This window comes from Nocardioides daphniae (assembly GCF_004777465.1).
Classification (GTDB): domain Bacteria; phylum Actinomycetota; class Actinomycetes; order Propionibacteriales; family Nocardioidaceae; genus Nocardioides; species Nocardioides daphniae.
In genome coordinates this window covers 2,901,165-2,926,785 of the sequence record NZ_CP038462.1, presented here as the reverse complement: position 1 = coordinate 2,926,785, position 25,621 = coordinate 2,901,165, and the positions used below count along the sequence as shown (strand labels likewise).

Genomic DNA, 25,621 nt, shown 5'->3' with positions numbered 1-25,621 from the left:
CTGGTGGGCGGGGGCCGTTGTCGTGCCGACGGCCGCTGAGTGGATCAGGCGTTGAGCACTGCGTGGGAGATCAGGTGGTCGAGCTTGCGGATGTCGACGCCCTTGTTGAGCTTGATCTTGATGTGGCCGGCGCGGGTCCACAGCTCCAGCTCGGAGTTGAAGTCGAGCATCTTGCCGGCGTTCTCCGACGACCACATGGTGATGGCGGAGTAGGGCAGGGAGTAGATCTCGACCTTCTTGCCGGTCAGGCCCTGGGCGTCGCGGACGATGAGGCGCTTGTTGGTGAAGATGGCGCTGTCGCGGAAGGTCTTGTACGCGGCCCACGGCTGCTCGCCGTCGACGAGAAGGGGCCCGACGTCGGTGGGGATCGGGCACTCGGCGACGAAGGTCCAGCTGGTGATGGCGGCAGTTTCCATGGTGTCCCCCTGGTGCTGTGGCGTGTGGTGCTTGTCGGTGACCAGAACCTAGGGGGAGGCGCCGACAGTCGTGGGTGAACAGGGTGAGGACGCAGGGTGAGAACGCAGGGCGTGCCGAAGTTGTCGGCACCGAGTGCTTGGATCTCGGGCGTGGAACTGACTGAGGCGCAGCGCCTGGCTGAGCGCTTGATGGCAGAGCACGGGCTGGCCGGGTGGACCTTCCGGTTCGACCGGGCCCGACGACGGGCTGGTCTGTGCGTCTTCAGCACGCAGGTGATCTCACTGAGCGCGCCCCTGACGCGCCTGCACAGTGAGGCCGAGGTGCGCGACACGGTCCTGCACGAGATCGCCCATGCGCTCGTCGGTCCGGGCGAGGGCCACTCGGAGCGCTGGCGCGCCACCGCCGTCCGGATCGGGAGCTCCGGGCGTCGCTGCGTGGACGCGGAGGCGCCACGGGTGCCCGGAGCGTGGGTCGGGGTGTGCAGCGCCGGCCACCGGGTCGAGCGCCACCGTGCCCCGCAGCGGGTGGCGTCCTGCCGTGAGTGCGCGCCGGGGTTCCGACCCGAGCACCTCTTCGAGTGGACGCACCGAGGTCAGTCGGCGCCCATGCACCCGTCGTACGTCCGTGAGCTCGCTGCGCTGCAGGGGCGGGCGCCTGCGCCGCGGCTGCTCGGTCGAGGGCAGCGGGCGCGCATCCTGCTTCCCGGCCGCTTCGCCGGAGCGGTGGGAGTGGTGGAGAAGGTGGGGCGTACGCGGTACCACCTGCGGACGTCGAGCGGCGTGGTCACCGTGCCGTTCGCTGGCGTGGAAGGCGTGTGACCCCGCGCCAGTTACCCAGAATGGAGGCTGGCGCATTCGAATGTATGTTCGAAAGAATGAGGCATGCCCACCACTTCCCTTGCCCCTCTCGAGGCCGTCGAGGGTGCCCCCGAGGTGGCGAGGGCCGCTGAGGTGCTGGCGCAGCTGGTCGACGCCCTGGACTTCCGTCGGGCGGCCGAGGTGCGCGACCTGGAGCTCGTTGCCCAGTGGGCCCTGCTGCACGGATCAGACCCACTCGACGACCCGACGGCCTCACCCTTCGACCGACTGATCGAGGTGGGAGGCGAAGGTACGCCGCTCGTGCGCGACCTGCGCCTCGGGGATCTGGCCGCAGTGCGCCAGGTCGGCTGGATGACGGCGCGCGCTGCCATGGCTGACGTGCTGGATCTCCAGCGCCGTCTGCCTCGCACCTGGGCGCTGGTGAGGTCCCTGGACGCTGAGCCGTGGGTCGCGCGCAAGGTCGCGGTGATCTCCCGCAGCCTCGGAGTCGACACCGTCGGTGTGGTCGACGCTGCCGTGTCGAGGGCGATCGTGGGGGAGTCGCCCTCGCGGGTCATCGAGATTGCCCGGGCCAAGGTGATCGAGGCCGACCCGGTGGCCCATGCCCACCGCGTGGCGGTGGAGAAGGCGCGGCGTTATGTGACGACCTCGCGGACCGACGAGGCCGGGTTGCGCTGCGTTATTGCTCGCGTGCAGGCCGGGGACGCGGTGTGGGTGGACGCGATGGTGCAACGGGTCGCCGAGATCCTGCGCGGGAGGCTCGACGACGCCGGGGTCCCTGCCGCCGAGCAGCCCAGCGCCGACGTGCTGCGGTCGGAGGCGTTCGGTTGGCTGGCGCGACCGGCGGAGCTGTTGGAGCTGCTGCTCGCCGATGGCCTTGAGCGGACGGACGAGGTGGCCGAACCGGCTGAGGATCTGGCGACCTCGCGCACCACCGCCTTCCCGCGCCACCTCCTCGACGCCCTGCGCTCGATCGACCCGACCCGCAGGCCCAGCTCGTGCCTCTACGTGCACGTGACCGACAAGGCGCTGGCTGATCCGGCTCGTTCGGTGGCCCGAGTCGAGGACCACGGTCCCGTGGCCGCCAGCCAACTGGTCGACCTGCTGCGTCACGCGCACGTGACCGTGAAGCCGGTCATCGACCTGCGCGAAGCGGTCCGGGTGACGGCGTACGAGCATCCGGAGTCGCTTCGTGAGCGAATCTGGCTGCTGGCCGGCGGCGATCGTGCACCCTGGTCGACCGGATCGAGTGGTCGTCGCGTCGACTTCGACCATCCCGAGCCGTGGGTCGCCCACGGGCCGCCAGATCAGACCGGCACCCACAACTCGCAACCCCTGAACCGACGCCACCACCGCTGGAAGACCCATGCCGGTGTGGAAGTCGTCCAGCTGGGACCAGGCACGTACTGGTGGCGCACTCGTCACGGTGAGTGCTTCGTCGTGGACCCCACGGGGACGCATCGGGCAAAGAGGCTGGGGGCGTAGTGGCTCAGGCGGTCACCGTGGGGATGGAAGTAGTCGAAGAGTGCCTGCTGAATTGGCTGCTCGAAAGTGAGGACTGTCTTAACGACGGGCAGGCTCTTCCCCTTGTCATTCTTCATCGTCGAGTCCTCGGCACGCGTGACCTTCGCCGTCCCTAAATAGTAGAAGTCGCGCCCGTCAGAGTCGGACTTCTTGACGAAGACGTCGAGTTGGTAGTCGTTGGCGATGATGGCTGACTCGAGGGGGCTCTTCGTCGTCCGGCCACTCTTGGTGAACCAAACCATCGAGTTGCGATCGATGAGAGCGTCCTCGTAGGCGGTGCTGGCCGATACGTCCTCGCCCTTATGCAATGTGACGAAGATTGGGCACACCTTCCGGGTGGCGTCTGCCTTGTAGCCATACAGGGTCGATGTCCATTTTCGCGGGAGGTGCAGGAGTCGTGTGACCTCCTTCCGCCCGTACTGGGTGCCCGGTGTGAACGGACGGTCGGGAAGGTAGCGCTCGCGCGTCAGGGCCTTGCCCGTCTTGATCAGGTCATTGACGGCCGCGGCGAAGATCGGGTTGGAGGTGTACGAGGAGAGCACGTCGGCGTCCACTACGACCAGGTCACCGTCCTGTTCGGCAACGGGCGCCTCGTAGCGATCCAGATCGACCTTGGCGTGCTCGACCAGAGTGAACGTGTCGATGACGCTCTGCACCCGATCGGCTGTGGTGGCAAGGCCCTCCTGTGCGCAGAGCGTTACCAGCTCGTCAATCGTGTGGACCTCTCCCGTCAGCAGTTGCTCCAGCACAAGGAATTCGTGGGCGCGACGTGCGGTGAACCCTTCGTGCGTCAGGAGGGCGAGGGCGCGGTCTTCTTGATGAGTGAGCTTGTAGTCAACCTCGAGCAGTTTTCTGGTGAGCTCCAGGTAGTGCTTTTCCTTGGTGGCCAGAATGACTGGATCCGTGCCTTCAAATCGGTAGAAGTCCCACAGCGTCGGGGCACGTCCGACTCGGTTCCTCATCTGCTCGAGGGCGAACTTGAGCTTGGTGGAGCTCTGCAGGTCGGTGTCGACGATCGATTGCAGCACTCGTTCCTGAGAGATCCGATCGAATTGGACGCTCGACAGTCCGGGCAGAGAACCCTGCTCTTCCGCCGCGATGAGGTTCTTCCTCAGTGACTCCTTGCTCAAGGACTCGTCGCCGAAGAGCGCAATTGGGATGAGGTAGTTGTTGGCGTAGTTGCCGATGAAGTCGATGACCACCACGTACTCCTTGCCTGGTGCAAGGCGAAGTCCGCGTCCAAGTTGCTGCACGAAGACAATCGCAGACTGTGTCTGCCGCAGCATGATGATCTGGTTGATCGAGGGGATGTCGACACCCTCGTTAAAAATGTCGACGGTCAGCACGTAGTCGAGCTCGCCGGATTCTAGGCGTCGAACGGTGCGCTCGCGCGATTCGACCGAGTCGGCGCCCGATAGCGCCGCGGTGCGGAGACGTTTGCCGCGCAGGAGTGAGCTATTCAGGGCCGCGCTGAGGGCCCGAGCCTCTTCGTTCCGGCTACAGAAGATCAATCCCCGCGGTGGAACTCCCGCCTGGCCGTAGGAGTGCAGGGCATCTAGAAGGTGCTCCACCCGCTGGGAGGAGACGAGGCCTGCCAGGCTGGTGTGGACGTCGGTCGTAGTGCCATCGTCGAACTCGACATCTGCGATGCCGTAGTAGTGGAACGGCGAGAGCATGCCCTCTTCGAGGGCGTGGTTGAGCCTGATCTCGTACGGGACATTGAAGTCGAAGATCTCGAAGACGTTCCGGCCGTCCATGCGTTCAGGCGTAGCAGTCATTCCGAGGGCGAACTCGGGGGTGAAGTGGTTGAGAACCTTCTGATGCGACGCCGCGGCCACACGGTGGGCCTCGTCAAACACGATGAAGTCGAATGCGTCCGGGTGGAAGCCCTCGAGCACGTGAGGCAGGCTCAGGGTTTGAACCGTCGCAAAGACGTAACGTCGGTCAGCTTGCCTGGTTGATCCTGCGAGCTTGCCGAAGTCGCCGGGGGCGCCGCCGAGCACGCGTCGGTACTCAGCAATCGTCTTGTCGAGGATCTGTTCGCGGTGGACCACGAACAGCATGCGCCTCGGTTCTGCGTCCTTCACCGCGAGCGCAGACAAGATGGTCTTGCCAGTCCCAGTTGCCGAAACCACGATCGCGCGGCGCTCGCCAGCTGCGCGCACGCCAGCAATGGCCTCTAACGCGGTCTTCTGCATCGCGTTGGGTGTGATAGTGCCGGTCTCGGGCAGGTGCCCGGCGGGGAGAACGTCTGTGATGGGCGTGGCGGCCCCGTCGCCTTCAAGAGCTTCAAACGGGGGCGGGGACGGCAACTCGGGCACGCTCGGTGGGGGTACTTCTGTGCCACCTCGCGGACTCGGCGCTTGATAGGCAGCCGTGTACTGCTCGAGCCACTCTGCGGTGATCGGCACGGATTGCGCGATCTGGGCCGACATGATGCGGTGGAATTGTTGGCCGAGACCACTCTCCGGAGACGCGGACACCTTGAGGTTCCACTCGTGGTTCCGTTGCAGTGCGGCCGGGGTCAGATTCGAGCTTCCCACCATCGCGGTGACCGCATCGGAGGACTGGAAGATGTAGCCCTTCGGATGAAACCCCGGCGATCGATGGAGCCGCACGTCGATGCCGTCCTCCGTGAGGAGGAGCAGTTCGGCAAAGGCCGCAGGGGGATTGAAGCCGAGGTAGGTAGACGTAACGATCGTTCCCTGGCCCTGGAAATCTCGGAAATGTTGCTTGAGGGCAGCGATCGCTCCGGGCGTCACGAAGGCGACGGAGAAGAGAAAGCGATCAGCTCTCGCCAGAGATTCCAGGATGGAGCGGAGAGCTGTTTCGGTCCCCTCGTTGAGGACGACGTGCGGGTGGCGTAGACGAGGAGCCGATGTCTCAGCGCTCAGAAAGCCGTGGTGAAGGTCCAGTGTCAGGTCGTTCGAAGGCCAAAACGGGTCTACGGACACGCAAGTTGCTCCTGGATGAGGCGTACGGCTGGGATGTCAGCCGGTGCCCATTCCAGTCGATGTAGCTCGCTCGGGGGGAGCCATGTGATGTTTTGGTGCTCAGTGAGAGCTGGTTCACCACTCAGCAGCTGTCCGTAGAACGTCGTGAGGGTTACCACGCCGAAGTCGTATTCGTGATGAGTCGTGGTGATCTGGTCCGTGACCTCCACGTCGCACAGCAGTTCTTCCCGGATCTCTCGGATCAGAGCTGCACGTGGCGACTCGTTGGGTTCGATCTTGCCGCCTGGGAACTCCCATAAACCGGCCAAGGTTCCCGTGCCGCGCGCTGAGCGCAGAGGATCAATCCGTCTCGGAGGATGACTGCTCCGACCACGTCGATGTGCTTCTTCACGCTCTGCCCCTTCGGTTTGCCACAGCTTAGGCGCGATGAGTGGGGCGAAGCACCAAAGCCCCCTCGCCCAACCGGACGAGGGGGCCTCAGCCACTAGCAGCGCCTCACTCAGCGCTCGAACGCACACCCACTGCGTACACCCAACCGCCGGAAGACGATCGCGGCGGGGCAGAAGCCGGTGAAGGACGACTGCAGCAGGTTGAGTCCGACGAAGCCGGTCAGCAGCAGCCACCAGCTCGAGACCGTGGCCACCAGCAGCACGCTGATGAGGGTGACGGTGCCCGCCATGGCGAGCACGGCGCGGTCGACATTCATCTCGGCGCCTCTCAGCCGTGCGAGAAGGTGATCGGGGGGAGCGCCTTCTTGAGCCAGTTCGGGGTCCACCAGGCGGCCTTGCCGGTGAGGCGCAGCAGCACGGGCAGCAGGACCAGGCGTACGAGGAACGCGTCGAGCAGGACGGCGACACCGAGGACGATGCCCATCTCCTTCGGCGGGATCGGACCCGAGATCGCGAAGGTGAAGAAGACCGCCACCATCACGGCGCCAGCAGCGAAGATCACGCGGCCGCTGTGCGCCAGCGCGCCGACCATCGCCTCACGCGGGTCACCCGACTTCTCGTAGTGCTCCTTGGCGCTCGCGAGCAGGAAGACGGTGTAGTCCATCGCGATCGCGAAGATCATCGCGAAGAAGAAGACCGGCGCCCACGCGTCGAGGAAGCCCTGCGACTCGAAGCCCAGCATCCCGGACAGGTGTCCGTCCTGGAAGATCAGCTTCGCGACACCGAAGGCTGCAGCCGTCGACAGCAAGCTGGCGAGCGTGCCGAGCAGCGAGATCAGCGGTGCCTGCAGCGCCACGAGCAGCAGCAGGAAGCCGAGCACCAGGATCACGCCGATGACCAGCGGGGTCGACTCGTCGAGCTGTGCCTTCAGGTCCAGGTTCTCCACCGCGGCTCCACCGACCAGGGCCGAGTCGGGCAGGTCGGCACGCAGGCGGTCGACGGTCTTCGACAGCGCCGGGTCGGAGGGGTCCACGGTCGGCACGGCCTGGATCATCGCCAGGTCCGAGTCGTCGGTGGCCGGCATGGCGGGCATCGCGCCGGCCACGCCGCGGTCGGCGGTCAGGACCTTGGCAGCCTCGTCAGCCTCGTCGGCCTCGACGACGACCTGCAGCGTGCCGGGGGCTCCGTCACCGAAGGCCTCCTTCACGACGTCGTACCCGACGCGGGCGCTCGCCTCGGAGGGCAGCACCTTGATCGACGGCATGGCCGTCTTGAGGCTCATGATCGGCGCTGCGAGGGCGATGAGCACGACCAGGGTGCCGATGCCCCAGGCGAGCGGGCGACGCCACAGGTGCTCCCCCCACTTCGCGAAGGCGGGGGAGCGGTGCTCGCCGGTCTTGACCCACGGCAGCGCGAACTTGTTGATCCGGTGGTCGAGCTTGAAGAGCACCAGCGGCAGCAGGGTCAGCGTGGCCGCCAGGATGAAGACCACCGAGATCATGATCCCGCCGGCCATCGACCGGAAGGACGGCGACGGCACGAGCATCACGGCCGACAGCGAGATCAGCACGGTCAGACCGGAGAGCAGCACGGCCTTGCCCGCGGTGTCCATCATCTCCGCGACGGCGCGCGAGGCGCTGACCTGCGCGCCCATCCGCGCCGCGCGGAAGCGTACGACCATGAAGAGCGCGTAGTCGATGCCGAGAGCGAGCGCGAACATCATGGCGAAGTTCATCGCCCAGATCGAGATCGGCATCAGCTCGTTGAGCAGCACCAGCGAGCCCGCCGAGGCGGCCAGGCCGGCGAGGGTCAGCGTGAGCGGCAGGCCGGCGGCGACCAGCGCGCCGAAGGCCAGCACGAGGATGGCCATGGTGGCCGGCCAGCTCAGCATCTCCGACTTGAGCATCGCCGAGAGGTTGGCCTCGTTGAAGTCCGACCACAGCAGGGAGGCGCCCGTCGGGTTCACCTCGACCGACGCGGTCCCGAGGTCGCCCAACTCCTCCTTGATGTCGGTCGCGACCTTCACCATCTCGTTGGTGTCGACGCCCGCGCCGGCGAGCACGACCGCCGTACGCCCGTCCTCGCTGAGGGTGGCTCCCGGCATCGGTGCGATCACCGTCGAGATCCGGTCCTCGTCCTCGAGGAGCTTGGTGACGTCGGCCAGCACGGCCGGTCCGTCGCCCTCGGTGAGGGGAGCGTCGTCGCTGTGCACGACCACCTGGATGGCCGAGGAGGTGTTGCCCTCGAAGTGCTCGCGGGCGAGCTCGCGGGCGGCCACCGAGTCGGATCCGTCGGCCTGCCAGCCGGCACCGGACAGGTTGTGCTCCACCTTCGGCGCGGAGATCCCGAGGCCGAGCACGAGGACGACCCAGATCCCGGCGACGAGGCGTCGGTGGGTGGTCACCCACAGTCCGAGTCGACCCAGTGGGCCGGGGGAGAAGTGTCCGGCCGGGGCCGGGGTGGGCTGTTTATGAAACTCCTTCACGCAGACAAGTATCCCCCAGGGGGGTTATGCGGGAGAGACTACAACAACCCCCCAGGGGGATAGAATCCGGCGTGCGTCGTCGGTGCGGTGCCCTAGGGTTCCGAGAGGCAGATCAACTCCGCGGGAGGCTTCGTGACCGGCACGACCGACGTACTCACCGTCGACCACCTCGTACGCCGCTTCGGCGACCTGACGGCGGTCGACGACGTCTCGTTCCGGATCGCGCCCGGGGAGACCTACGGGCTGCTCGGGCCCAACGGGGCCGGCAAGACCACGATCATTTCGATGGTCGCGGGGCTCCTGAAGGCCGACGGCGGCACGATCCACGTCGCCGGCGAGGAGATGAAGCCCGACGCGGTCGAGCCGAAGCGTCACCTCGGGCTCGTGCCGCAGGACCTCGCCATCTACCCCGAGCTCACCGCCCGGGAGAACCTGCGCTTCTTCGGCAAGCTCCACGGTCTGCGCGGCAGCGCCCTCAACACCCGCGTCGAGGAGGTCCTCGAGATCATCGGCCTGGCCGACCGGGCGAAGGACCGCTCCAAGGAGTACTCCGGCGGCATGAAGCGTCGCCTCAACATCGGCATCGGCCTGCTCCACCAGCCGCAACTGCTGATCCTCGACGAGCCGACCGTCGGCGTCGACCCGCAGTCGCGCAACTCGATCCTCGAGGCGGTGGAGTCCCTGGCCGTGGCCGGCATGGCGGTGCTCTACACGACGCACTACATGGAGGAGGCCGAGCGGCTCTGCGACCGCATCGCGATCATCGACGGCGGTCGGCTCCAGGCCGAGGGCACGCGCGACGAGCTGATCCGGCTCACCGGCGGCACCGACACGATCCGGCTCCGCGGCTCCGGCGACCTGCAGGGCGCCGCGACGCAGATGCGCGGCCTCACCGGGGTCGACCGGGTCGACGCCGACCGCTCCTCGCTGACCCTCGCCGTGCACGAGGCCCCGGCCCGGGTCGCCGACGTGGTCGCCACCGCGACCGCCGCCGGCGTACGCCTGGCCGACGTCGAGATCGCCCGGCCGGACCTCGAGTCGGTCTTCCTGCACGTCACCGGCAAGGCCCTGAGGGACTGAGGCCGGTGCGCTCGCTGCTCACGCTCACCGCCAACGACCTCGTCCAGGGCGTACGCGACAAGTCGGTCCTGCTCTTCGGCCTCGTCGTCCCGCTGCTGCTGATGTTCGTCTTCAACCTGGTCTTCGGCAGCACCGACGAGACCGAGTTCTCCCCGATCACGGTCGCCGTGGAGGCGCCCGCCGACGACCAGGTGGCCGGCACGGTCGTCGAGGCATTCGGGCAGCTGGAGCAGATCGGGCTCGACGTCACCGTCGCAGAGAGCGACGACGACGCCGCGCTGCGCATGGTCTTCCCCGAGAAGTTCACCGAGAGCGTCACGTCGGGCAACCCGGCGACCGTGCAGGTCTTCGAGTCCGACGACGCGGGGCTCGAGGGGATGGTGGTGATGTCGGTCCTGGAGCAGGTGCTCGACCAGTTCACCCACGGCACGGTGGCGGCGTACGCCGGTGCCTCCGCCGGGGTCCCCGTCGACCAGCTCGAGGCCCTCGCGCGGGACGTGGCGACCAGCTCCACGACGTACGAGCTGGTCGAGGGCGAGACCGCCGACGAGCAGCTCGCCCAGGGGGCCGCACTGGTCGCCGGCCAGACCGGGCTCTTCCTCCTCTTCACCGTCGGCTTCGGCGTGACCAAGCTGCTCATCGAGCGGGAGGACGGCACCCTTGCGCGCCTGCGCTCACTGCCGATCCCCGGCAGCACCGTCGTGGCTGCCAAGGCCTTGATGAGCTTCCTGCTCGGAGTGCTCTCCACGTCGGTGCTGCTGACGGTCGGCGGCTGGTTCTTCGACGCCGACTTCGGCTTCCTCCCCGCCGTCGCGGCGTTGGTCGTCGGCGCCGCGGCCGCCGCGACCTCCCTGATGTTCCTCATCGTCCGGCTGGCCGCGACCAGTGAGCAGGCCGGGGTGGGGACCTCCATCTGCGCCGTCGTCTTCGGCATCGGGGGCGGGGCGTTCTTCCCGGTCGTCACCACCTCGCCGGTCATCTCCACCCTGCTCGACCTCAACCCGGTGGCCGCCCTGCTGCGAGGGCTCGGGGCGACCTCGGCCGGCGGTGGCTTCAGTGACATCGCCGCCCCGCTCGGGATCATGGCCGGGTTCGCGCTGGTGATGTTCACGGTGGCGCGGCTGGTGCCCGACCGAGGGGCGCTGTCATGAGGTCGGCGGCGAGCATCGCGTGGCTGGAGCTGACGCGCTTCCTGCGGGACCGCTCGAACATCTTCTTCGTCTTCATCTTCCCGCTGCTCCTGGTCGCGATGATCGGCCTCCAGTTCGGTGACGACGCCAACGCCGGTCGTGCTGCCGTCGTCGGTTCGGGCCAGCCGCTGCAGGAGCGCATCGTCGAACGGCTCGAGGAGCGCGAGGTCGTGGTCTCCTCGCCCACCTGGGACGACGCCCTCGAGAAGCTGGCCCGCGGCCGCGTCGACGTCGCGGTCCGCATCGACGACGCCGCGGCCAGCGCCGACGCGGCGGGGGAGCCGGTCCGCATCGAGGTCGTACGCAGCTCTGCCGCCGCCGCCCAGGTCGTCGAGCAGGAGCTGCGGGCCGCGGTCGCAGGCCTCGGCGTCGAACGGAGCCAGCAGGCCGCCCTGGTCGAGCGCGGAGTCGCTGAGGACGAGGCCGCACAGGCTCTCGCCGCGGCGCGCACCCAGATCATCCCGCCGACCGTCAAGGTGAGCTACGCCGACGACTTCAGCCAGGAGTTCGACGGGATGGGCCAGTTCGACTTCGGGGCCTCGGGCCAGCTGCTGCTCTTCGTCTTCCTGACCACGCTCAACGGCGCCAGCACCATGATCCAGGCGCGGCGGCTCGGCGTGGTCCGCCGGATGATGTCGACCCCCATCTCGTCGGCCCAGCTCATCGTGGGCAGCACGCTCGGACGGTGGGTGCTCGGCTTCTTCCAGGGCGCCTACATCATGGCGGCGTCGACGCTCTTCTTCGGCGTCGACTGGGGCAACCTCGCGCTCGCCCTGCTCGTGCTGGCGGTCTTCGCGCTCGTCGCCGCGGGCGCTGCCACGCTCATCGGGACGTTGCTCAACAACGAGGGCCCGGCGACCGGCATCGCCGTCGGCAGTGGCCTGGTGCTCGCGGCGCTCGGCGGCTCGATGTTCCCCCTCGAGCTGATGCCCGACACCATGCGCAAGGTGGCGTGGTTCGTCCCGCACTCGTGGGGCTACGAGGCGCTCGCCGACATCACCCGGCGTGGTGGAGGGCTGGTCGACATCGCTCCGCCGCTCGGCGTGCTGCTGGTGATGGCGGTCGTGCTGCTGGTGCTGGGAGCGTGGTCGTTGCGACGGTCGTTGGCGCGCGCGATGTGACCACTTCTCTGAACCGCCGGAGAACTGTCGGCGTCGACCGGCAGCATGTCCCTCGTACGACGAGATGAAGGGGGACCGATGGTCAGGCTGGTGCCGGAAGAGCCACACTTCGCGACCGCGTCGGAGCAGGAGGTCTGGGAGCGGCTGCGCGACCACCTCGGTGACGACGACGTGCTGATGGCGAACGTGTGGATCACCGACGACGAGGGTGACCGTGAGGCTGACCTGGTCGTCGCCATGCCCGGTCATGGGATCCTGGTGCTGGAGGTCAAGGGCGCCGGGATCCGCCACGACCACGAGGGCTGGTGGTTGGAGCACCAGGGCGATCAACGCCCCGTCGACCCGGTCGCTCAGGCACGTCGCGCCAAGTACGTCCTCAAGCGGTTCGCCGAGGCCCACCCGCTTTGGGGGTCTCGGGGACCGGTCGCGTGGGCCCACGGCGTCATCACGCCTTTCACCCGCTTCGGGCCCGACTTCCAGCTGCCTGACCTGCCGCGGTGGGCGCTCCACGACAAGGATGACCAGTCGACCCTGGTCGACCGGCTGCGGCGCACGATCAGCCTGCAGCAGCACGGCCAGCGAGCGCCCGACCATGACGACGTGGAGGCGCTGGCCGACATCAACACCGGGCCGGTGACGGTGCCCGCGATGGCCGACTGGTCCGACGAACGGGCCGCGGCCGTCGACCGGCTCACCGTGGAGCAGGCCAGCATCCTCTCGGTCACCCGGCTGCTCAATCGGGTGGAGGTGCGTGGGGGCGCAGGGAGCGGCAAGACGGTGCTGGCGCTCCAGCAGGCGAGGGAGCTCACGCGCGGCCTGCACGAGCGCCGCCCCCAACGCGTGGCGCTGATCTGCTACTCCATCGGTCTGGCCGAGCACCTCAAGAGCACGATCGCCACGTGGGACCGGCGCCACCGGCCAGCCTTCGTGGGCACGTTCCACGAGTTCGGGCAGCAGTGGGGCGCGCCCGAGGGCGACCGCACCGACAGTGCCTTCTGGGAGGAGACCCTGCCAGCGCTGATGGCTGACCTGGCCGCCGAGCAACCGTCCAGCAAGAGGTACGACGCCGTGGTCGTCGACGAGGCCCAGGACTTCGCGGACTCCTGGTGGGCCTCGGTCCTCGGGTCGCTGCGGGACGAGGAGAACGGCGGGGTCTACGTCTTCTCCGACGAGAACCAGCGGATCTTCGGCCGCTTCGGGCGTCCACCCGTCCAGCTCGTCCCGTTGGTGCTGGACCACAACCTGCGCAACACCAAGCAGATCCACGAGACCTTCGGTCCGCTCGCGCCCAGCCGGATGTACTCCCGCGGCGGCGAGGGTCCCACCGTCCGGTTCGTCGCCTGCGACCCCGACGACGCCATCGGCGTCGCCGACGATGAGGTCGACGCCCTGATCGACGCCGGCTGGGAGCCGGGCCATGTCGCGCTGGTGACGACCGGCAAGCGCCATCCCGTCCAGGTCGAACGCGCCGACTTCCACGGTCAGGTCGGCTACTGGAAAACATGGTGGGACGACGACGTCTTCTACGGCCACGTCCTGGGCTGCAAGGGGCTCGAACGGCGCGCGGTGGTGCTCTGCGTCAATGAGTCCGGCACCCACGACCGCGGCCGCGAGCGGCTGTACGTCGGCATGTCACGCGCCACCGATGTCCTCGTGGTCGTCGGGTCTCCGGGCGCGGTCGAGGCGATGGGCGGGCCTGAGGTCGCCAGACGCTTGGGTGTGGTGGGGTAGACCCATGACCGAGGTGACGCTGGTCCGCGGAGACATCACCACCCAGGAGGTGGACGCGGTGGTCAACGCCGCCAACTCCCGCATGCGCGGCGGTGGCGGGGTCGACGGAGCCATCCACGCCGCAGGCGGGCCGGAGATACTGGCCGACTGCGTACGCCGCTTCCCCGACGGCCTGGCCACCGGCGACGCCGGCTGGACCACGGCCGGCGCGATGCCGGCCCGCTGGGTGATCCACACGCGTCGGCCCGGACCGACGGGCCGGCCAGACCGACCCCGACCTGCTGGCCTCCTGCTACCGCCGCTGCCTGGAGGTGGCCGACGAGCTCGGGGCGCGCACTGTCGCCTTCCCGCTGGTCAGCGCCGGGGTCTACGGCTGGCCGCTGGACGACGCCGCCCGGATCGCGGTCCAGACGCTGCGCGACACCCCGTCGGAGGTCACCGAGGCGCGGATCGTCGCGTTCGGTGCCGCTGCAGCAGCTGCGGTCGACGCCTGGCTGTGAGCCGTGTCAGTCGCGCGGGTCGAGCGTACGGACCTGCATGTCCATCCGCCGGGACGCACGCAGGTTGCCCCGCAGCACCGATCGCAGGCCGCGGCCGACGACGGTGCGGCCGGTGAGGTCGTCGTGGTCGGTGCGGTCGTCCACGAGCAGCCGCAGCACCGGCGTCGCCGCCCGCTCCGGCGTCTGGCCCCACAGCCCCACGACGTGGGGCAGGGCTCGCACCCGCTTCTCCATGCCCGGGGAGACGGTCACCCGGCCGAGCATCTCGGTCTTCACCAGGCCGGGTCGTAGCCGTGCACGCGTACGCCCGTGCCCTTCAGCTCGGTGCGGACGGTGCGGGTGAAGCTGCGGTTCCACGCCTTCGAGGAGGCGTACGCGTTCTGGAACGGCACCGGCTTCTTGGCGCCCTTGCCCCAGACGTCGACGACGTGGCCGCTTCCCTGCTCCAGCATGGTGAGCACTGCCGTACGGGTGCCGTGGAAGACGCCGCGGACGTTGGCGTCCAGCACGCGGGGGCGCGGTCGACCTCGCTCAAGGGGCCTCGACGAACGACAGGAGCGTCACGCCGACGCTGTTCTTGAGCTCGAGCTCGGTGCGGTCGCCGTCGTCACCCTCGTCGACCTCGAACGCGGCCACCTTGCCGAGCGAGGCGAGGAAGCGGTCCTCCTGGTCGGCCGCGTCGAGCGGCCCTGCCTTGCGGCTCGTGCTGACCTTGTCGAAGGTGACCTTGCCGCCCTCCTCGGCCTTGAAGCCTCCGGTGAGCTCGTTGACGCCGCCGTTGCCCGCGACGCGGCCGTCCTTCAGCGTCACCGTGGTCTCGATCAGCGGGTCGGAGGCGTTGCCGTCCTGGAACTCGACCAGCACCCACGAACCGGTGAGGTTCTCGGGATCGGTCTCGGCGTCCTGTCCGCATCCGGCGAGCGTCGCGCCGAGCATGACGGCGACGACGGCTGCGGTGCCACGGCGTCTCACCATGGAACTCTCTCCTGGGCTCGGTGACTAAGCCCGACCGTCGCCGGGCGCTCCCACCCTAGACGTTGGCGGGCGCCGACTTCGGTGCAATCGGAGAAGTGTGCTCGCTGACCCCGAAGCGCGCATGGATCCGCTTCATCCAGCGCGGCGCCCACCAGTTCCACCGGCCGAGCATCGTCATCGTCGCCGGGACGATCACCATGCGCACGAGCGTGGCGTCGATGAAGACGGCGACCGCGAGGGCCACGCCGGTCTGCTTGATCACCAGCATCTGCCCGACCGCGAAGCCCGCGAAGACGATCACCATGATCAGCGCCGCCGACGTGATGATGCGGCCCGAGCGCTGCAACCCCAGGCGTACGGCCGTGTCGTCGTCGAACCCCTGCTCGTGCAGCTCGATGATCCGCGCGAGCAGGAAGACCTCGTAGTCCATCGACAACCCGAACCCGAAGGCCAGCACCAGCAACGGGATCACCGACTCGATGCCGCCGACGCTGTCGAAGCGCAGGAGGCCCTCGAGGTTGCCGTACTGGAAGACCCAGACCAGGACGCCGATGCTGGCGCCCAGGGACACGACGTTGAGCAGCAGTGCCTTGACCGGGATCACCACGCTGCCGGTCAGCAGGAAGAGCAGCAGGAAGGTCGCGCCCGCGATCCACGCGACGGCCCACGGGGCCCGCTCCTTGACCGAGTCGGTGAAGTCGGCCAACGACGCGGCCTGGCCCCCGGTCCAGGTCGGGAACCCGGGGTCGGCCTGCCGCAGCTCGGCGGCCACCGTGCGGGCGTCGTCACCCATCGACCCGCCCTCGGTGAAGAGGTCGACGACGACCAGCCCGGTCCCCTCGCCGAGCGCGCGGGGCGGGTGGACCTGGGTGACGAGCTCGTTCTCGGCGAGCTCGTCGGCCCACCGCCGGGCCTCGTCCTCGTCGGCCTCGGCCACGACGGTGACGGTGGGCGGGGCGAAGAGCGGGAAGTCGCGCTCGAGGCCCTCGAAGAAGGTCCGCTGCTCGGCCTTCGCCGGCAGCATCTCGACCCCTGAGGCGTTGAGTCGCAGGTCGAGCGCCGGCAGCGCCAGCGCCAGCAGGACCGCCACCGAGGCGAGTGTGGTGAGCGCCGGGCGGCGCTGGGTGAGCCGCGCCAGCTGGCTGAAGACGCCCTCGTCGGGGGCGGCCTCGGCGCCACGCCGGTTGCCCAGTCGCCGAGCGCCGAGCGAGCAGAGCGCGGGCACCAAGGTCAGCGCGACGAGCAGCGCCACCGCGACGACGCAGACCCCGGCAGCACCGATGGCCCGCATCACGGGGGCCTCGAAGAGCATCAGTCCCGAGAGCGAGATGCCCACGATCACCGCGGAGAAGAGCACGGTGCGTCCCGCAGTCGCGACCGCGCCGCCGACGGCCTCCTCGACCTGCGTACGCGTGAGCTCGCTGCTGGCGACACCCGGCGCGACCCGCGCCAGCTCCTCACGGAAACGGCTCACCAGCAGCAGGCCGTAGTCGATGCAGAGCGCCAGCCCCATCACCGTGACGATGTTGACCACGGTCGCGTCGAGGGTCATGACGTGGGAGAAGCCGAGCAGCATCGCCAGCGCCCCGGAGATCGAGGCGATTGCGCCGACGATCGGCATGCCAGCGGCGACGAACCCGCCGAAGACCACCACCATGAGCAGCAGCGACAGCGGGATGGCGATGCCCTCGCCGACCTTCAGGTCGTCCTTGATCTGCTGCACGATGTCGTCGACCAGGAGGCCGGTGCCACCGACCTGGAGGTCCTCGGCGTACGGCGCGATGAAGTAGCTGCTCGAGCCGCGCAGCTCGCGCACCACCTCCTGCTGCACGTCGCTGTCCAGCTCGGAGCCGGCCTCGACGACGATCAGGAACCGCCCCGACGCCGGGTCGTTGTCGCCGACCAGCGCCCAGGCCTCCGGCGCCCTGGGCCACCCGGGGTGGGTCATCGGGGAGGAGACCTTGCCGACCCCGTCGATCCGCTCGAGCCGTGACACCGCGTGGCGCACGGCGAGCGTCAGCTCGGGGTCGGTGAAGTCGACGCCGTCGACCCGGAGCATGACCGGCAGGGCGCCGTCGTCGTTCTCGGTGACCAGGTCACGGACCTGGGTCGCCTGACCGGGCGCGACGATGTCGCCGGTCTCCAGCCGGTCGAAGAGCGACTGCCCGCCGAGCAGCCCCAGGCTCGTGACGAACCCGGCCACCACGAGCACGGCCCAGGTGGCGACGTACGCTGCCCGGTGCCGCGCCGAGTGACGACCGAGTCGCTGGAGGAACGGTTGCTTGCCCACGATGCCCACCTTGGCAGTCAGCTCAAGTCTCGTGGCTGTCGGCACCTACCGCTACGGTGTGAAGCAGGTCACAGGAGGTGTCCGCATGGATCCGATGGAACCCGTCTACGGAGCAACGACCCTGCTCCTCATCGCCGCGGCGGCCGTCGCCGTGCTGCTCGTCCTGATCATCGCGTTGAAGATGCACGCCTTCGTGGCACTCGTGCTCGTCAGTCTCGGCACCGCGGTCGCCGCAGGGATCCCGATGGCCGACGTCGCCCCCGTCGCCATCTCGTTCTTCAGCAGCACGTTGGGGACCGTGGCGTTGTTGGTGGGGCTGGGGGCGATGATCGGGCGGTTGCTGGAGGTCACCGGCGGCGCGCAGGTGCTCGCCGACACCATGATCGCCCGCTTCGGGGAAGCGCGGGCGCCCTTCGCCCTCGGCGTCGCCGCGCTGCTCTTCGGCCTCCCGATCTTCTTCGACGCCGGGCTCGTGGTCTTCCTGCCGATCATCTTCTCGGTGGCCACCCGGTTCGGTGGCTCGGTGCTGAAGTACGCCCTCCCCGCGGCCGGGGCCTTCGCTGCCATGCATGCCGTGGTGCCGCCCCACCCCGGCCCGGTCACCGCCGCCGTGACCATCGACGCGAGCGTCGGCCTCACCCTGCTGATCGGTCTCCCCGTCGCCGTCATCGCCTGGTTCGTCGGCGTCCACCTCTTCACGCTCGCCTACGCCGGCAGGATCTACGTCCCGATCGACGCCTCCGTCCTCACCGGCGAGCGGGTGCCGGCCGGCGCGGTCGGCGCCGGTGGCATGGGGGATGCCGGGGGCACGGACTCCGCCCCCACGACGGCGGAGACCGCCACGGCGCCGCGCCTGCCGTCGTTCCTGCACGTGCTCTCGGTGCTGCTCCTGCCGCTGGTGCTCATCGGTACCAACACCGTCCTGGACACCCTGCGCAAGAACGAGACGATCAGTGCGGACGGCTTGGTCGTCGACACTTTCATCTTCCTCGGCCAGACTCCTGTGGCGTTGCTGCTCACGCTGCTCTACGCCACCTACACGCTCGGCACGAAGCGCCGCTCGCTGGCCCAGCTCGAGTCGATCCTCAACGACGCCCTGGCGCCGATCTGCGCGATCATCCTGATCACCGGCGCAGGCGGCATGTTCGGCGGTGTGCTGCGATACAGCGGCATCGGCGCCGCGCTCTCCGACTCCTTGGAGGACCTGGGACTCCCGCTGGTCGTGTCGGCCTTCGTGATCGCCACGATCCTCCGCGTGGCGCAGGGCTCGGCGACGGTGGCGCTGACCACGGCCGCCGGCCTGATCGCGGCCGGTGTCGAGACGGCCGACCCCAGTGCGGTCCAGCTGGTCGCCCTGGTGATGGCCATCGCCGCCGGCGCCACCGTGCTCAGCCACGTCAACGACTCCGGCTTCTGGCTGGTCAGCCGCTTCTTCGGGATGGACGTCAAGACCACCCTGCGCACCTGGACGGTGATGGAGACGACCCTGGGTCTCTCCGTCTTCGTGCTGGCCTGCGGGATCTGGCTGGTCGGATGACGACCGAGGCGCCGTGGCACCTCGTCTTCATGGGGGTCTCCGGCTCGGGCAAGAGCACCGCGATGATGGCGGTGCAGGAGCTGCTGGGCTGGGAGTTCGCCGAGGGCGACGACTTCCACCCCCCGGAGAACGTCGCCAAGATGGCCTCCGGTCGTCCCCTGACCGATGCCGACCGGTGGGGCTGGCTCGAGTCGCTCGCCGACTGGACGCGGGAGCGGGACGAGGCTGGTCGGCCGACGCTGCTCAGCTGCTCGGCCCTGCGCAAGGTCTACCGCGACGTGCTGCGACGCGGCGGCGAGCGCACCTTCTTCGTGCACAACGTCGGCGACAAGGGGCTGCTGCTGCAGCGGATGGAGTCGCGCGAGCACTTCATGCCGTCGTCGCTGCTCGAGTCGCAGCTCGACACCCTCGAGCAGCTCCAGCCCTACGAGGAGGGCATGGTCGTCGACGTGGCCCAGCCGCCGGAGCGGATCGCGGCGATGGTCCTGGCCAGGCTCGGCCTCGAGCCGCGGGGCTGAGCCGTCAGGCGTCGTCGCTGGCGATCGCCTCGTCGGGGCGCGCCGGCAGCACCTGGTCGACCCAGTCCCGGGCCGCCTCGAAGATGTCGACCTCGTGGCCGGCCTCCTCGGAGAGGTGCCACCGGTGCTCGAGGATCTCGTGGAAGCGCTCGGCCGGCTCCAGCTTGCTGCGAGCCTCGTCGGGGACCATCGCGGCGATCGGCTCGTAGACGGTGGTGAGCCAGCGGCTGGCCACCACGTGGCGGTCCTCGCGACCGAGGTCGTGCGAGGCGGTGTAGGCGGCCAGGTCGTTGAGCAGCCGGCGAGCCTGGTTCTCCTCGACGCTGAGGCCGGTCAGCCCCTGCAGCTCGCGGGCGTGGTGGCCGAGGTCGACGACCTTGGGCTGGATCTCCACCCGCTGGCCGTCGTAGTCGGTGACGATGTCGATTTCGTCGACGTCGAAGCCCAGCTCGTTGAGCCGCTCGATGCGCTGCTCGATGCGCCACATCTCGTCGAGCCCGAACTCCTCGGTGCCGGTGAGCTCGGCCATCAGCAGGCGGTAGCGCTCGTGCAGCATGGCCACGATCTCGCGGGCGTCCAGCTGGCCGGACATCTTCCCCGAGGCCTGCAGGTCCATCAGCTCGGCGAAGATGTTCTCCCCGCCCACGGTCAGGTCGTGCTCGCGCATCCGGTCGCTCACCGAGTCACGCAGCTCGCCGGTCTCCGCGTCGACCAGGTAGGCGGCGAACTCGCCGGCGTTGCGGCGGAAGAGCACGTTGCTCAGCGACACGTCGCCCCAGTAGAAGCCCGCCAGGTGCAGGCGGGCCAGCAGCACCACGATCGCGTCGACCAACGAGGGGACCCGGTCGGCGGTGACCCCGTGGCTGAAGAGGCTGCGGTAGGGCAGCGAGTAGGCGAGGTGCTCGGTCAGCAGGCAGGCCGGCAACGGCGACCCGTCCCTGGCCGTGCGCCCGGTGACGACGCCCTGCGGCTTCACCGCCGGCAGGTAGAGCCGCTGCAGGTCCCGCAGCAGCCGGTACTCGGCGAAGGCGATCGGCTCCTGGGTCTCCTTGACGGCGTACACCTTCGACCCGAGCCGCACGATCCGTACGACGTGGCGCGAGAGGCCGCGGGGGAGCGGGACGACGTACTCATCGCCCCACTCCTCCAGCGGGAGGTGCCAGGGCAGGCGGACCACGGCGGGGTCCGGCCGGCTGGCCACGATGCGCAGCGCCATGCCGAGCAGCGTACGAGGGTCGGCGCTGCACCGCACCTGTCGGTGACTAGGATCGGCACGCGCTCGCACGGGCGTACGCCGCGTTAGCTCAGTTGGCAGAGCACCGTACTTGTAATACGGATGTCGTCGGTTCGATTCCGACACGCGGCCCCACCGGCCGGTCTATGCAGCACAGGTCGTCCCTCATTTTCGGTAATTCCACGCGCGCGCCTGCCGACCTCTACCGTGATTGACGTCGCATGTCACGCCTCCGAAGGAATTTCCGTGGCCCTCCAACGCCTCGCCCTGCTCGCCTCCGCCGCGCTCGCCGCAGCGGCGCTCTCCACGCCCACGACGACGGTGACCCCGGTCGCCGCCAACGCTGCGGGCGCCAAGATCGTCAAGCGCACGACGTCGGGCGACTACACCGCCAACGGCAACAAGGTCATGGACGCCGGCACCAGCTCCTCGAAGCTCGCCGGCACCTGGGGCGTCTACAACGGCCCCGCTGACATGGCCTCCGCGGCGTACGAGCGAGCCAACGCGGTCCAGCGGGCCGACCTCAAGTGGATGATCGACCAGCCGCGCGCCGGCTGGATGGGTGCCTGGATCCCCGACCACGAGATCGCGGCCAAGACGAAGCGCTACATCGAGCTCTCGCAGAACGGCAACCCGGACGCGCTCGTGCAGATCACGATCTTCCGGATGCATCCCTGGTACACCGAGTCGAGGACGAAGGCCCCGACGAAGAAGCAGATCGCCAGCTACAAGCGGTGGATCAAGGCGTCGGCCGCCGCGATCGGTGACACCCCGACCGCACTGATGCTGCAGCCCGACTCGACGTTCCTGCGCACCGTGCCCAACTTCAAGCTCTCCGCCGGCCTGATCCGCTTCGCGGCCAAGGAGTACGGCGCCCTCCCCAACACCCGCGTCTACCTCGAGACCGGCGGCTGGGACTGGCCCGCGCCGGGGCAGGGAGGCGTCAAGGAGGCCGTGCGCCTGCTCTCCGCGATGGGGATGGAGCACGCCGACGGCGTCGTCACCAACACCACGCACTACAACAAGACCGAGTGGGACGTGCAGCGCATCGCGGACATCTCCGAGGCCTTCGCCAAGAAGGGCCTGAAGGGGCGCAAGGGCATCGTCAACACGTCGTCCAACGGCAAGGGCTTCGAGTTCGGCAAGTACACCGGCCCGGACCCCGACCACGCCTTCGTCTGCGGCAAGAAGCTCAAGGGCACCTGCGTCACGCTGGGCATCCCGCCGACCACCGACGTCGGCAACCCGGCGTGGGGGCTCGACCAGAGGACGCGCCAGCTCGCCGAGAAGTACGTCGACGCCTACATGTGGGTCGGACGCCCCTGGCTGCACCGCCAGGCCTCGCCCTTCATGATGAAGCGCACGCGCGGCCTCATCGCCTCCTCGCCCTACCGCGGCCAGTGAGCCCCGCGGGTCCGCTCAGCGGACCTGCGTGACCTCGAACTGCATCCGCGGCTCGGCGAAGAACTCCTGCGACTGGACCAGGCGCAGCTCGCGCTCGCCCGAGTCGAGGGTGGTCTGCAGCAGGTCGAAGACGCTGGACGTCGTGGCGGCCAGCGCCTGCGCCGGCGAGCCGGTCTCGCGCAGGTGGGCGGTGAAGAGGGCTGCCGTCACGTCGCCGGAGCCGTTGGCCTTGAAGGGCAGTGCGGGGTCTGCACGATCCACGCGGCCTCGCGGGTCACGGCCATCATCTCGATGGTCCCCTCGGGGGGTCGGGCCGCTCGACGCTGGTCACCAGCACGGTGCTCGGGCCCATCTCCATGGCGATGTCGGCCGAGGCCAGGGTGGAGTCGAGGTCGCTCGGCTCGGTCTCGGTGAGGAAGCCCAGAGCTCGAACTGGTTGGGCGTGATGACGTCGGCCTTCGGGACTGACCTTCTCGCGGATGAGCGGCGGCACGTCGGGGTGCACGAAGCAGCCGACTTGGCGTTGCCCATCATCCCGGGGTCCGCAGGTGTAGGTCGCGGCCGGGGTTGGCCGCCTTGACGCGGTCGACCGCGGAGAGGATCACGTCGGCGATGCCGGCGCCGCCCTGGTAGCCCGACAGCACGGCGTCGACCTGGCCCAGCAATCCCCACGCGCCTCGATGCCGTCGATGACGCTCGCGACGTCAGCCGGAGCGATGATCGGGCCACCCCACTCGCCGTAACCGGTGTGGTTGGAGTAGTTCACCGTCAGCACCGGCCACACCTCGTGGCCACGGCGCTGGAGCGGGAAGACGGCGGCGGAGTTTCCGGACGTGACGTCGTGAGGCGACGTGGGACTGGATCGACAGGATCTTCACCGAGGCATCCTCTCACACCGGCGGGGCCGGGTGCGAGGCAGGCTCAGGCGACCTGGAGGGAACGCTTCGACAGGCCCATCCAGAAGCCGTCGATGCGCTGGTCGCGCCGGGTCGTCGGCCTTCGTCGCGGCGCCGAGCGTCACGAAGAGCGGCGTGTAGTGCTCGACCGTCGGGTGGGCGTACGGCATGCCGGGCGCCTTGGTGCGGTACTGCGCGAGCTCGTCGACGTCGCCGCGGCGCATCGCCTCGGCGGCCCAGGCGTCGAAGTCCTTCGACCAGCCCGGGGCGGCCGCCTCGATGCGGAACTCCTTGAGGAACGGCAGGCCGTGGGTGAGGAAGCCCGACCCGATGATCAGCACGCCCTCGTCGCGCAGCGGGCGCAGGCGCTCGCCGAGCGACATGAGCGTCGCCGGGTCGTGGGTGGGCAGCGACATCTGCACGACCGGGATGTCGGCGTCGGGGTACATGATCTTGAGCGGCACCCAGGCGCCGTGGTCGAGGCCGCGGCTGCGGTGCTGGTGGACCGGGACTCCGGCCGGCATCATCGCGGCGATCCGGGCCGACAGCGCGGTGGAGTCGGGGGTGTCGTAGCGCATGTTGTAGTACTTCGGCGCGAAGCCGCCGAAGTCGTAGACCAGCTCGGCGCCACTGGCGGTGAGGCTGATCGGCGCGGACTCCCAGTGCGCGGAGACGATCAGGATCGCCGTGGGGCGGGGGAGGGCCGCGGCCCACTGCTTGAGCTCGCCCGACCAGATCGGGTCGTCGAGCAGTGGCGGGGCCCCGTGGCCGATGAAGAGGGCGGGCATGCGGTTCATGTCATCCATAATGATTCAACCTTCAACATTATTCCAGTCGCCAGTCGATCGGACCTCCTCCCTGCTCCTCCAGCATGGCACTGACGCGACTGAACGGGCGCGAGCCGAAGAAGCCGCGCGACGCCGACAGGGGCGAGGGGTGCGCGGACTCGATGACCGGCGTCGTGCCCAGCGCGCCCCTGAGCTGCTGCGCGTCGCGACCCCACAGCAGCGCGACCAGCGGGCCGCCGCGGCGTACGAGGGCGGCGATGGCCGCGTCGGTGACCTGCTCCCACCCGCGCCTGCGGTGCGAGCCGGCCGCGCCCGGCGCCACCGTGAGCACCCGGTTGAGCAGCATCACGCCCTGGGCCGACCATGCCGTCAGGTCGCCGTGCGACGCCGGCGCGACGCCCAGGTCGGCCTCGAGCTCGCGGTAGATGTTGGTCAGGCTGCGCGGAAGGGGGCGTACGTCCCGGGCCACCGCGAAGCTCAACCCGATCGGGTGGCCGGGCGTGGGGTAGGGATCCTGCCCGACGACCAGCACGCGTACGTCGGCCAGCGGACGCTCGAAGGCCCGGAAGACCGCGTCGCCCGCCGGCAGGTAGCCGCGCCCGGCGGCGAGCTCGCCGCGGAGGAAGGACCCCATTGCGGTGATCCGCGCGTCGATCTCCGGGTCGACCGCGACCAGTGCCTCCGCCCAGTCGGGGGCCATCAGGCCTCGGTCCACGAGGTCGGGGAGTCCGCTCATGGGCGCAACCTAGCGAGAACTGGTCGATGGATGTCGAAATGGCTGCCCAGAACTGCATCCATCGACCAGTTGCGGTCATGCGCTCGACGACAGTTGCTGCAGGAGTTCGCTCTGGCCGGCGCGCGTGAAGCACGACGCACGCAGCTGCGCGTGCCACGGGCGTACGCGGCCGGGGTCGTGTGGCCGCCCCAGCGTGAGGTCCACGTCGCGCAGCACGCTGGTCGCGCGGTGCACCAGGTCCTCACTCGTGTAGCCGCGTCGCACCCAGCCGGCGGCAGCGAGACGCCGGAGACGGCGGAGGTCCGCCCGCTGCTGCTCCACCGTCAGGTGATCCCCACCGTCGTACTCGTGCAGGACACGGTGACCCGTCAGCCGTAGGTCGCCGCGCGCCACGAAGTGACCCCGATCGTCGGTGACCTCGAACTGCGGCTCCACCTCGGCGTCGACGATTCGGTGGAAGTCGCGCAGCACTGTCTCCCACGGCGACTCCGTGCGTACGTCGGCACGCGCCAGCACCCGCCGCAGTCGTGGGGCACCCCGGCTCCGGCCAGCAGCCGTCGCAGCCAGGGCGTCCGGCGTCGTCAGCCCGGTGGCGAGAGCTGAGTCAACCATCACGAGCGCATCCAGGTCGCCCACGTGGCGGCACGCGGTCAACAGCGCGACCTCGACCGGGTCGACCGGGAGGCCCGCCACCACCGCGGGTGGCGCCAGCGACGTGGGGCGTACGACGTGCAGCCCCGGGCGACGCGGCCGCGTACCGGTCGGAGCACAGGCAGCGACGACAGGCAGGTCGCCGGGGAGGGGTGGCAGCCACAACCCCCAGAGCCGTGCCGCCGTGAGGTGCGTGAACCGCGCGCCCGGCGGCAGCACGCGGAGCCAGGCGTGGAGGTCCGCCAGCCCGGGATCGGCGGCGTCGCGGGGTCGATGGACGCCGTGGGTGACGCGGGTCCAGTGCACGCCGGCGCGCTGCCCGCTACGGGTGAGGAGTGGCTCCATGGCACGAGCGTGGCGGGCGGCGCGCCCGGGCGTACACG

25 protein-coding genes, 1 tRNA gene and 1 pseudogene are annotated in these 25,621 nt (G+C 69.3%); 11 read left to right on the top strand and 16 right to left on the bottom strand.

Annotated features, from left to right (window positions below):
• Positions 1–44 precede the first annotated feature (44 nt).
• Positions 45–416 carry a PH domain-containing protein gene (locus E2C04_RS14370; RefSeq protein ID WP_135833111.1) on the bottom strand — a complete coding sequence of 124 codons (372 nt, stop codon included), beginning with the start codon at positions 414–416 and terminating at the stop codon, positions 45–47.
• A gap of 150 nt (positions 417–566) precedes the next feature.
• On the opposite strand from E2C04_RS14370, the gene E2C04_RS14365 reads away from it, so the two are divergent.
• Together E2C04_RS14365 and E2C04_RS14360 are read left to right on the top strand one after the other, a co-directional pair.
• On the top strand, positions 567–1,235 hold the full coding sequence (locus E2C04_RS14365) for a SprT-like domain-containing protein (RefSeq protein WP_135833110.1): 669 nt from the start codon (positions 567–569) through the stop codon (positions 1,233–1,235).
• A gap of 63 nt (positions 1,236–1,298) precedes the next feature.
• Positions 1,299–2,720: a hypothetical protein gene (locus tag E2C04_RS14360; RefSeq protein WP_135833109.1), complete on the top strand. Its 1,422-nt coding sequence runs from the start codon at positions 1,299–1,301 to the stop codon at positions 2,718–2,720.
• On the opposite strand, the gene E2C04_RS14355 is transcribed toward E2C04_RS14360, so the two are convergent.
• Genes E2C04_RS14355 through E2C04_RS14340 form a run of 4 tightly spaced genes read right to left on the bottom strand, consistent with a single transcriptional unit; the run spans position 2,657 to position 8,506 of the window.
• Positions 2,657–5,713 (bottom strand): DUF3427 domain-containing protein, encoded by a 3,057-nt coding sequence (locus E2C04_RS14355; RefSeq protein WP_238694313.1) that lies wholly within the window; start codon positions 5,711–5,713, stop codon positions 2,657–2,659. The two genes, E2C04_RS14360 and E2C04_RS14355, sit on opposite strands and share 64 nt — an antisense overlap.
• Positions 5,704–6,198 carry a (deoxy)nucleoside triphosphate pyrophosphohydrolase gene (locus E2C04_RS14350; protein WP_275106513.1) on the bottom strand — a complete coding sequence of 165 codons (495 nt, stop codon included), beginning with the start codon at positions 6,196–6,198 and terminating at the stop codon, positions 5,704–5,706. Before E2C04_RS14350 ends, E2C04_RS14355 begins: the two co-directional genes overlap by 10 nt.
• 14 nt (positions 6,199–6,212) lie before the next feature.
• A complete protein-coding gene (locus E2C04_RS14345) occupies positions 6,213–6,419 on the bottom strand; it encodes a YgaP family membrane protein (protein ID WP_135833108.1) in 207 nt (68 codons plus the stop codon).
• 11 nt (positions 6,420–6,430) lie between these two features.
• Positions 6,431–8,506, bottom strand: a complete 2,076-nt coding sequence (locus E2C04_RS14340) for an MMPL family transporter (protein ID WP_229721564.1) — start codon at positions 8,504–8,506, stop codon at positions 6,431–6,433.
• A gap of 213 nt (positions 8,507–8,719) precedes the next feature.
• Between E2C04_RS14340 and E2C04_RS14335 the strand changes: the two genes are divergently transcribed.
• The 5 genes and pseudogenes from E2C04_RS14335 to E2C04_RS14315 all read left to right on the top strand — a co-directional run bounded on the left by E2C04_RS14335 (position 8,720) and on the right by E2C04_RS14315 (position 14,209).
• On the top strand, positions 8,720–9,667 hold the full coding sequence (locus E2C04_RS14335) for an ABC transporter ATP-binding protein (protein ID WP_135833106.1): 948 nt from the start codon (positions 8,720–8,722) through the stop codon (positions 9,665–9,667).
• Between the two features lie 5 nt (positions 9,668–9,672).
• Positions 9,673–10,818 carry an ABC transporter permease gene (locus tag E2C04_RS14330; RefSeq protein WP_135833105.1) on the top strand — a complete coding sequence of 382 codons (1,146 nt, stop codon included), beginning with the start codon at positions 9,673–9,675 and terminating at the stop codon, positions 10,816–10,818.
• Positions 10,815–11,978 (top strand): ABC transporter permease, encoded by a 1,164-nt coding sequence (locus E2C04_RS14325; protein ID WP_202977805.1) that lies wholly within the window; start codon positions 10,815–10,817, stop codon positions 11,976–11,978. Before E2C04_RS14330 ends, E2C04_RS14325 begins: the two co-directional genes overlap by 4 nt.
• A gap of 90 nt (positions 11,979–12,068) precedes the next feature.
• On the top strand, positions 12,069–13,709 hold the full coding sequence (locus E2C04_RS14320) for an NERD domain-containing protein (RefSeq protein WP_229721565.1): 1,641 nt from the start codon (positions 12,069–12,071) through the stop codon (positions 13,707–13,709).
• 4 nt (positions 13,710–13,713) lie between these two features.
• A pseudogene (locus tag E2C04_RS14315) lies at positions 13,714–14,209 on the top strand (O-acetyl-ADP-ribose deacetylase).
• A gap of 6 nt (positions 14,210–14,215) precedes the next feature.
• Here the strand turns inward: E2C04_RS14315 and E2C04_RS14310 are convergent.
• The 4 genes from E2C04_RS14310 to E2C04_RS14295 are packed head-to-tail and all read right to left on the bottom strand — an operon-like array spanning position 14,216 to position 17,474.
• Positions 14,216–14,485 carry a hypothetical protein gene (locus tag E2C04_RS14310; RefSeq protein WP_135833103.1) on the bottom strand — a complete coding sequence of 90 codons (270 nt, stop codon included), beginning with the start codon at positions 14,483–14,485 and terminating at the stop codon, positions 14,216–14,218.
• Positions 14,482–14,718 carry an SDR family oxidoreductase gene (locus E2C04_RS14305; RefSeq protein WP_135833102.1) on the bottom strand — a complete coding sequence of 79 codons (237 nt, stop codon included), beginning with the start codon at positions 14,716–14,718 and terminating at the stop codon, positions 14,482–14,484. Before E2C04_RS14305 ends, E2C04_RS14310 begins: the two co-directional genes overlap by 4 nt.
• 22 nt (positions 14,719–14,740) lie before the next feature.
• Entirely contained in the window at positions 14,741–15,184 is a 444-nt protein-coding gene (locus E2C04_RS14300; RefSeq protein ID WP_135833101.1) for an META domain-containing protein, read from the bottom strand.
• A gap of 55 nt (positions 15,185–15,239) precedes the next feature.
• Positions 15,240–17,474, bottom strand: a complete 2,235-nt coding sequence (locus tag E2C04_RS14295; RefSeq protein ID WP_135833100.1) for an MMPL family transporter — start codon at positions 17,472–17,474, stop codon at positions 15,240–15,242.
• Positions 17,475–17,559: 85 nt separating this feature from the next.
• Here E2C04_RS14295 and E2C04_RS14290 point away from each other — a divergent pair, with 85 nt between their 5' ends.
• The gene (locus E2C04_RS14290) at positions 17,560–19,011 is read left to right on the top strand and encodes a GntP family permease (RefSeq protein ID WP_135833099.1); all 1,452 of its coding nucleotides are present in this window, start codon (positions 17,560–17,562) and stop codon (positions 19,009–19,011) included.
• A complete protein-coding gene (locus tag E2C04_RS14285; RefSeq protein ID WP_135833098.1) occupies positions 19,008–19,529 on the top strand; it encodes a gluconokinase in 522 nt (173 codons plus the stop codon). Before E2C04_RS14290 ends, E2C04_RS14285 begins: the two co-directional genes overlap by 4 nt.
• Before the next feature lie 4 nt (positions 19,530–19,533).
• On the opposite strand, the gene E2C04_RS14280 is transcribed toward E2C04_RS14285, so the two are convergent.
• On the bottom strand, positions 19,534–20,745 hold the full coding sequence (locus E2C04_RS14280; RefSeq protein ID WP_135833097.1) for a DUF4032 domain-containing protein: 1,212 nt from the start codon (positions 20,743–20,745) through the stop codon (positions 19,534–19,536).
• A gap of 77 nt (positions 20,746–20,822) precedes the next feature.
• Between E2C04_RS14280 and E2C04_RS14275 the strand changes: the two genes are divergently transcribed.
• Together E2C04_RS14275 and E2C04_RS14270 are read left to right on the top strand one after the other, a co-directional pair.
• A tRNA-Thr gene (locus E2C04_RS14275) sits at positions 20,823–20,898 on the top strand.
• A 111-nt stretch (positions 20,899–21,009) separates the two neighbouring features.
• A complete protein-coding gene (locus E2C04_RS14270; RefSeq protein ID WP_135833096.1) occupies positions 21,010–22,167 on the top strand; it encodes a glycoside hydrolase family 6 protein in 1,158 nt (385 codons plus the stop codon).
• A gap of 15 nt (positions 22,168–22,182) precedes the next feature.
• On the opposite strand, the gene E2C04_RS20195 is transcribed toward E2C04_RS14270, so the two are convergent.
• The 6 genes from E2C04_RS20195 to E2C04_RS14250 form a co-directional block, all read right to left on the bottom strand.
• Positions 22,183–22,428 (bottom strand): carbohydrate kinase family protein, encoded by a 246-nt coding sequence (locus tag E2C04_RS20195; RefSeq protein WP_238694312.1) that lies wholly within the window; start codon positions 22,426–22,428, stop codon positions 22,183–22,185.
• 22 nt (positions 22,429–22,450) lie between these two features.
• Entirely contained in the window at positions 22,451–22,672 is a 222-nt protein-coding gene (locus tag E2C04_RS20190) for a carbohydrate kinase family protein (RefSeq protein WP_238694311.1), read from the bottom strand.
• A 25-nt stretch (positions 22,673–22,697) separates the two neighbouring features.
• Positions 22,698–22,832 carry a hypothetical protein gene (locus E2C04_RS21080; protein WP_275106512.1) on the bottom strand — a complete coding sequence of 45 codons (135 nt, stop codon included), beginning with the start codon at positions 22,830–22,832 and terminating at the stop codon, positions 22,698–22,700.
• 209 nt (positions 22,833–23,041) lie between these two features.
• The gene (locus E2C04_RS14260) at positions 23,042–23,860 is read right to left on the bottom strand and encodes a dioxygenase family protein (RefSeq protein ID WP_238694310.1); all 819 of its coding nucleotides are present in this window, start codon (positions 23,858–23,860) and stop codon (positions 23,042–23,044) included.
• A gap of 28 nt (positions 23,861–23,888) precedes the next feature.
• On the bottom strand, positions 23,889–24,587 hold the full coding sequence (locus E2C04_RS14255; RefSeq protein WP_135833095.1) for a uracil-DNA glycosylase: 699 nt from the start codon (positions 24,585–24,587) through the stop codon (positions 23,889–23,891).
• Positions 24,588–24,662: 75 nt separating this feature from the next.
• Positions 24,663–25,583, bottom strand: a complete 921-nt coding sequence (locus E2C04_RS14250; RefSeq protein WP_135833094.1) for a hypothetical protein — start codon at positions 25,581–25,583, stop codon at positions 24,663–24,665.
• Between the last annotated feature and the right edge of the window lie 38 nt (positions 25,584–25,621).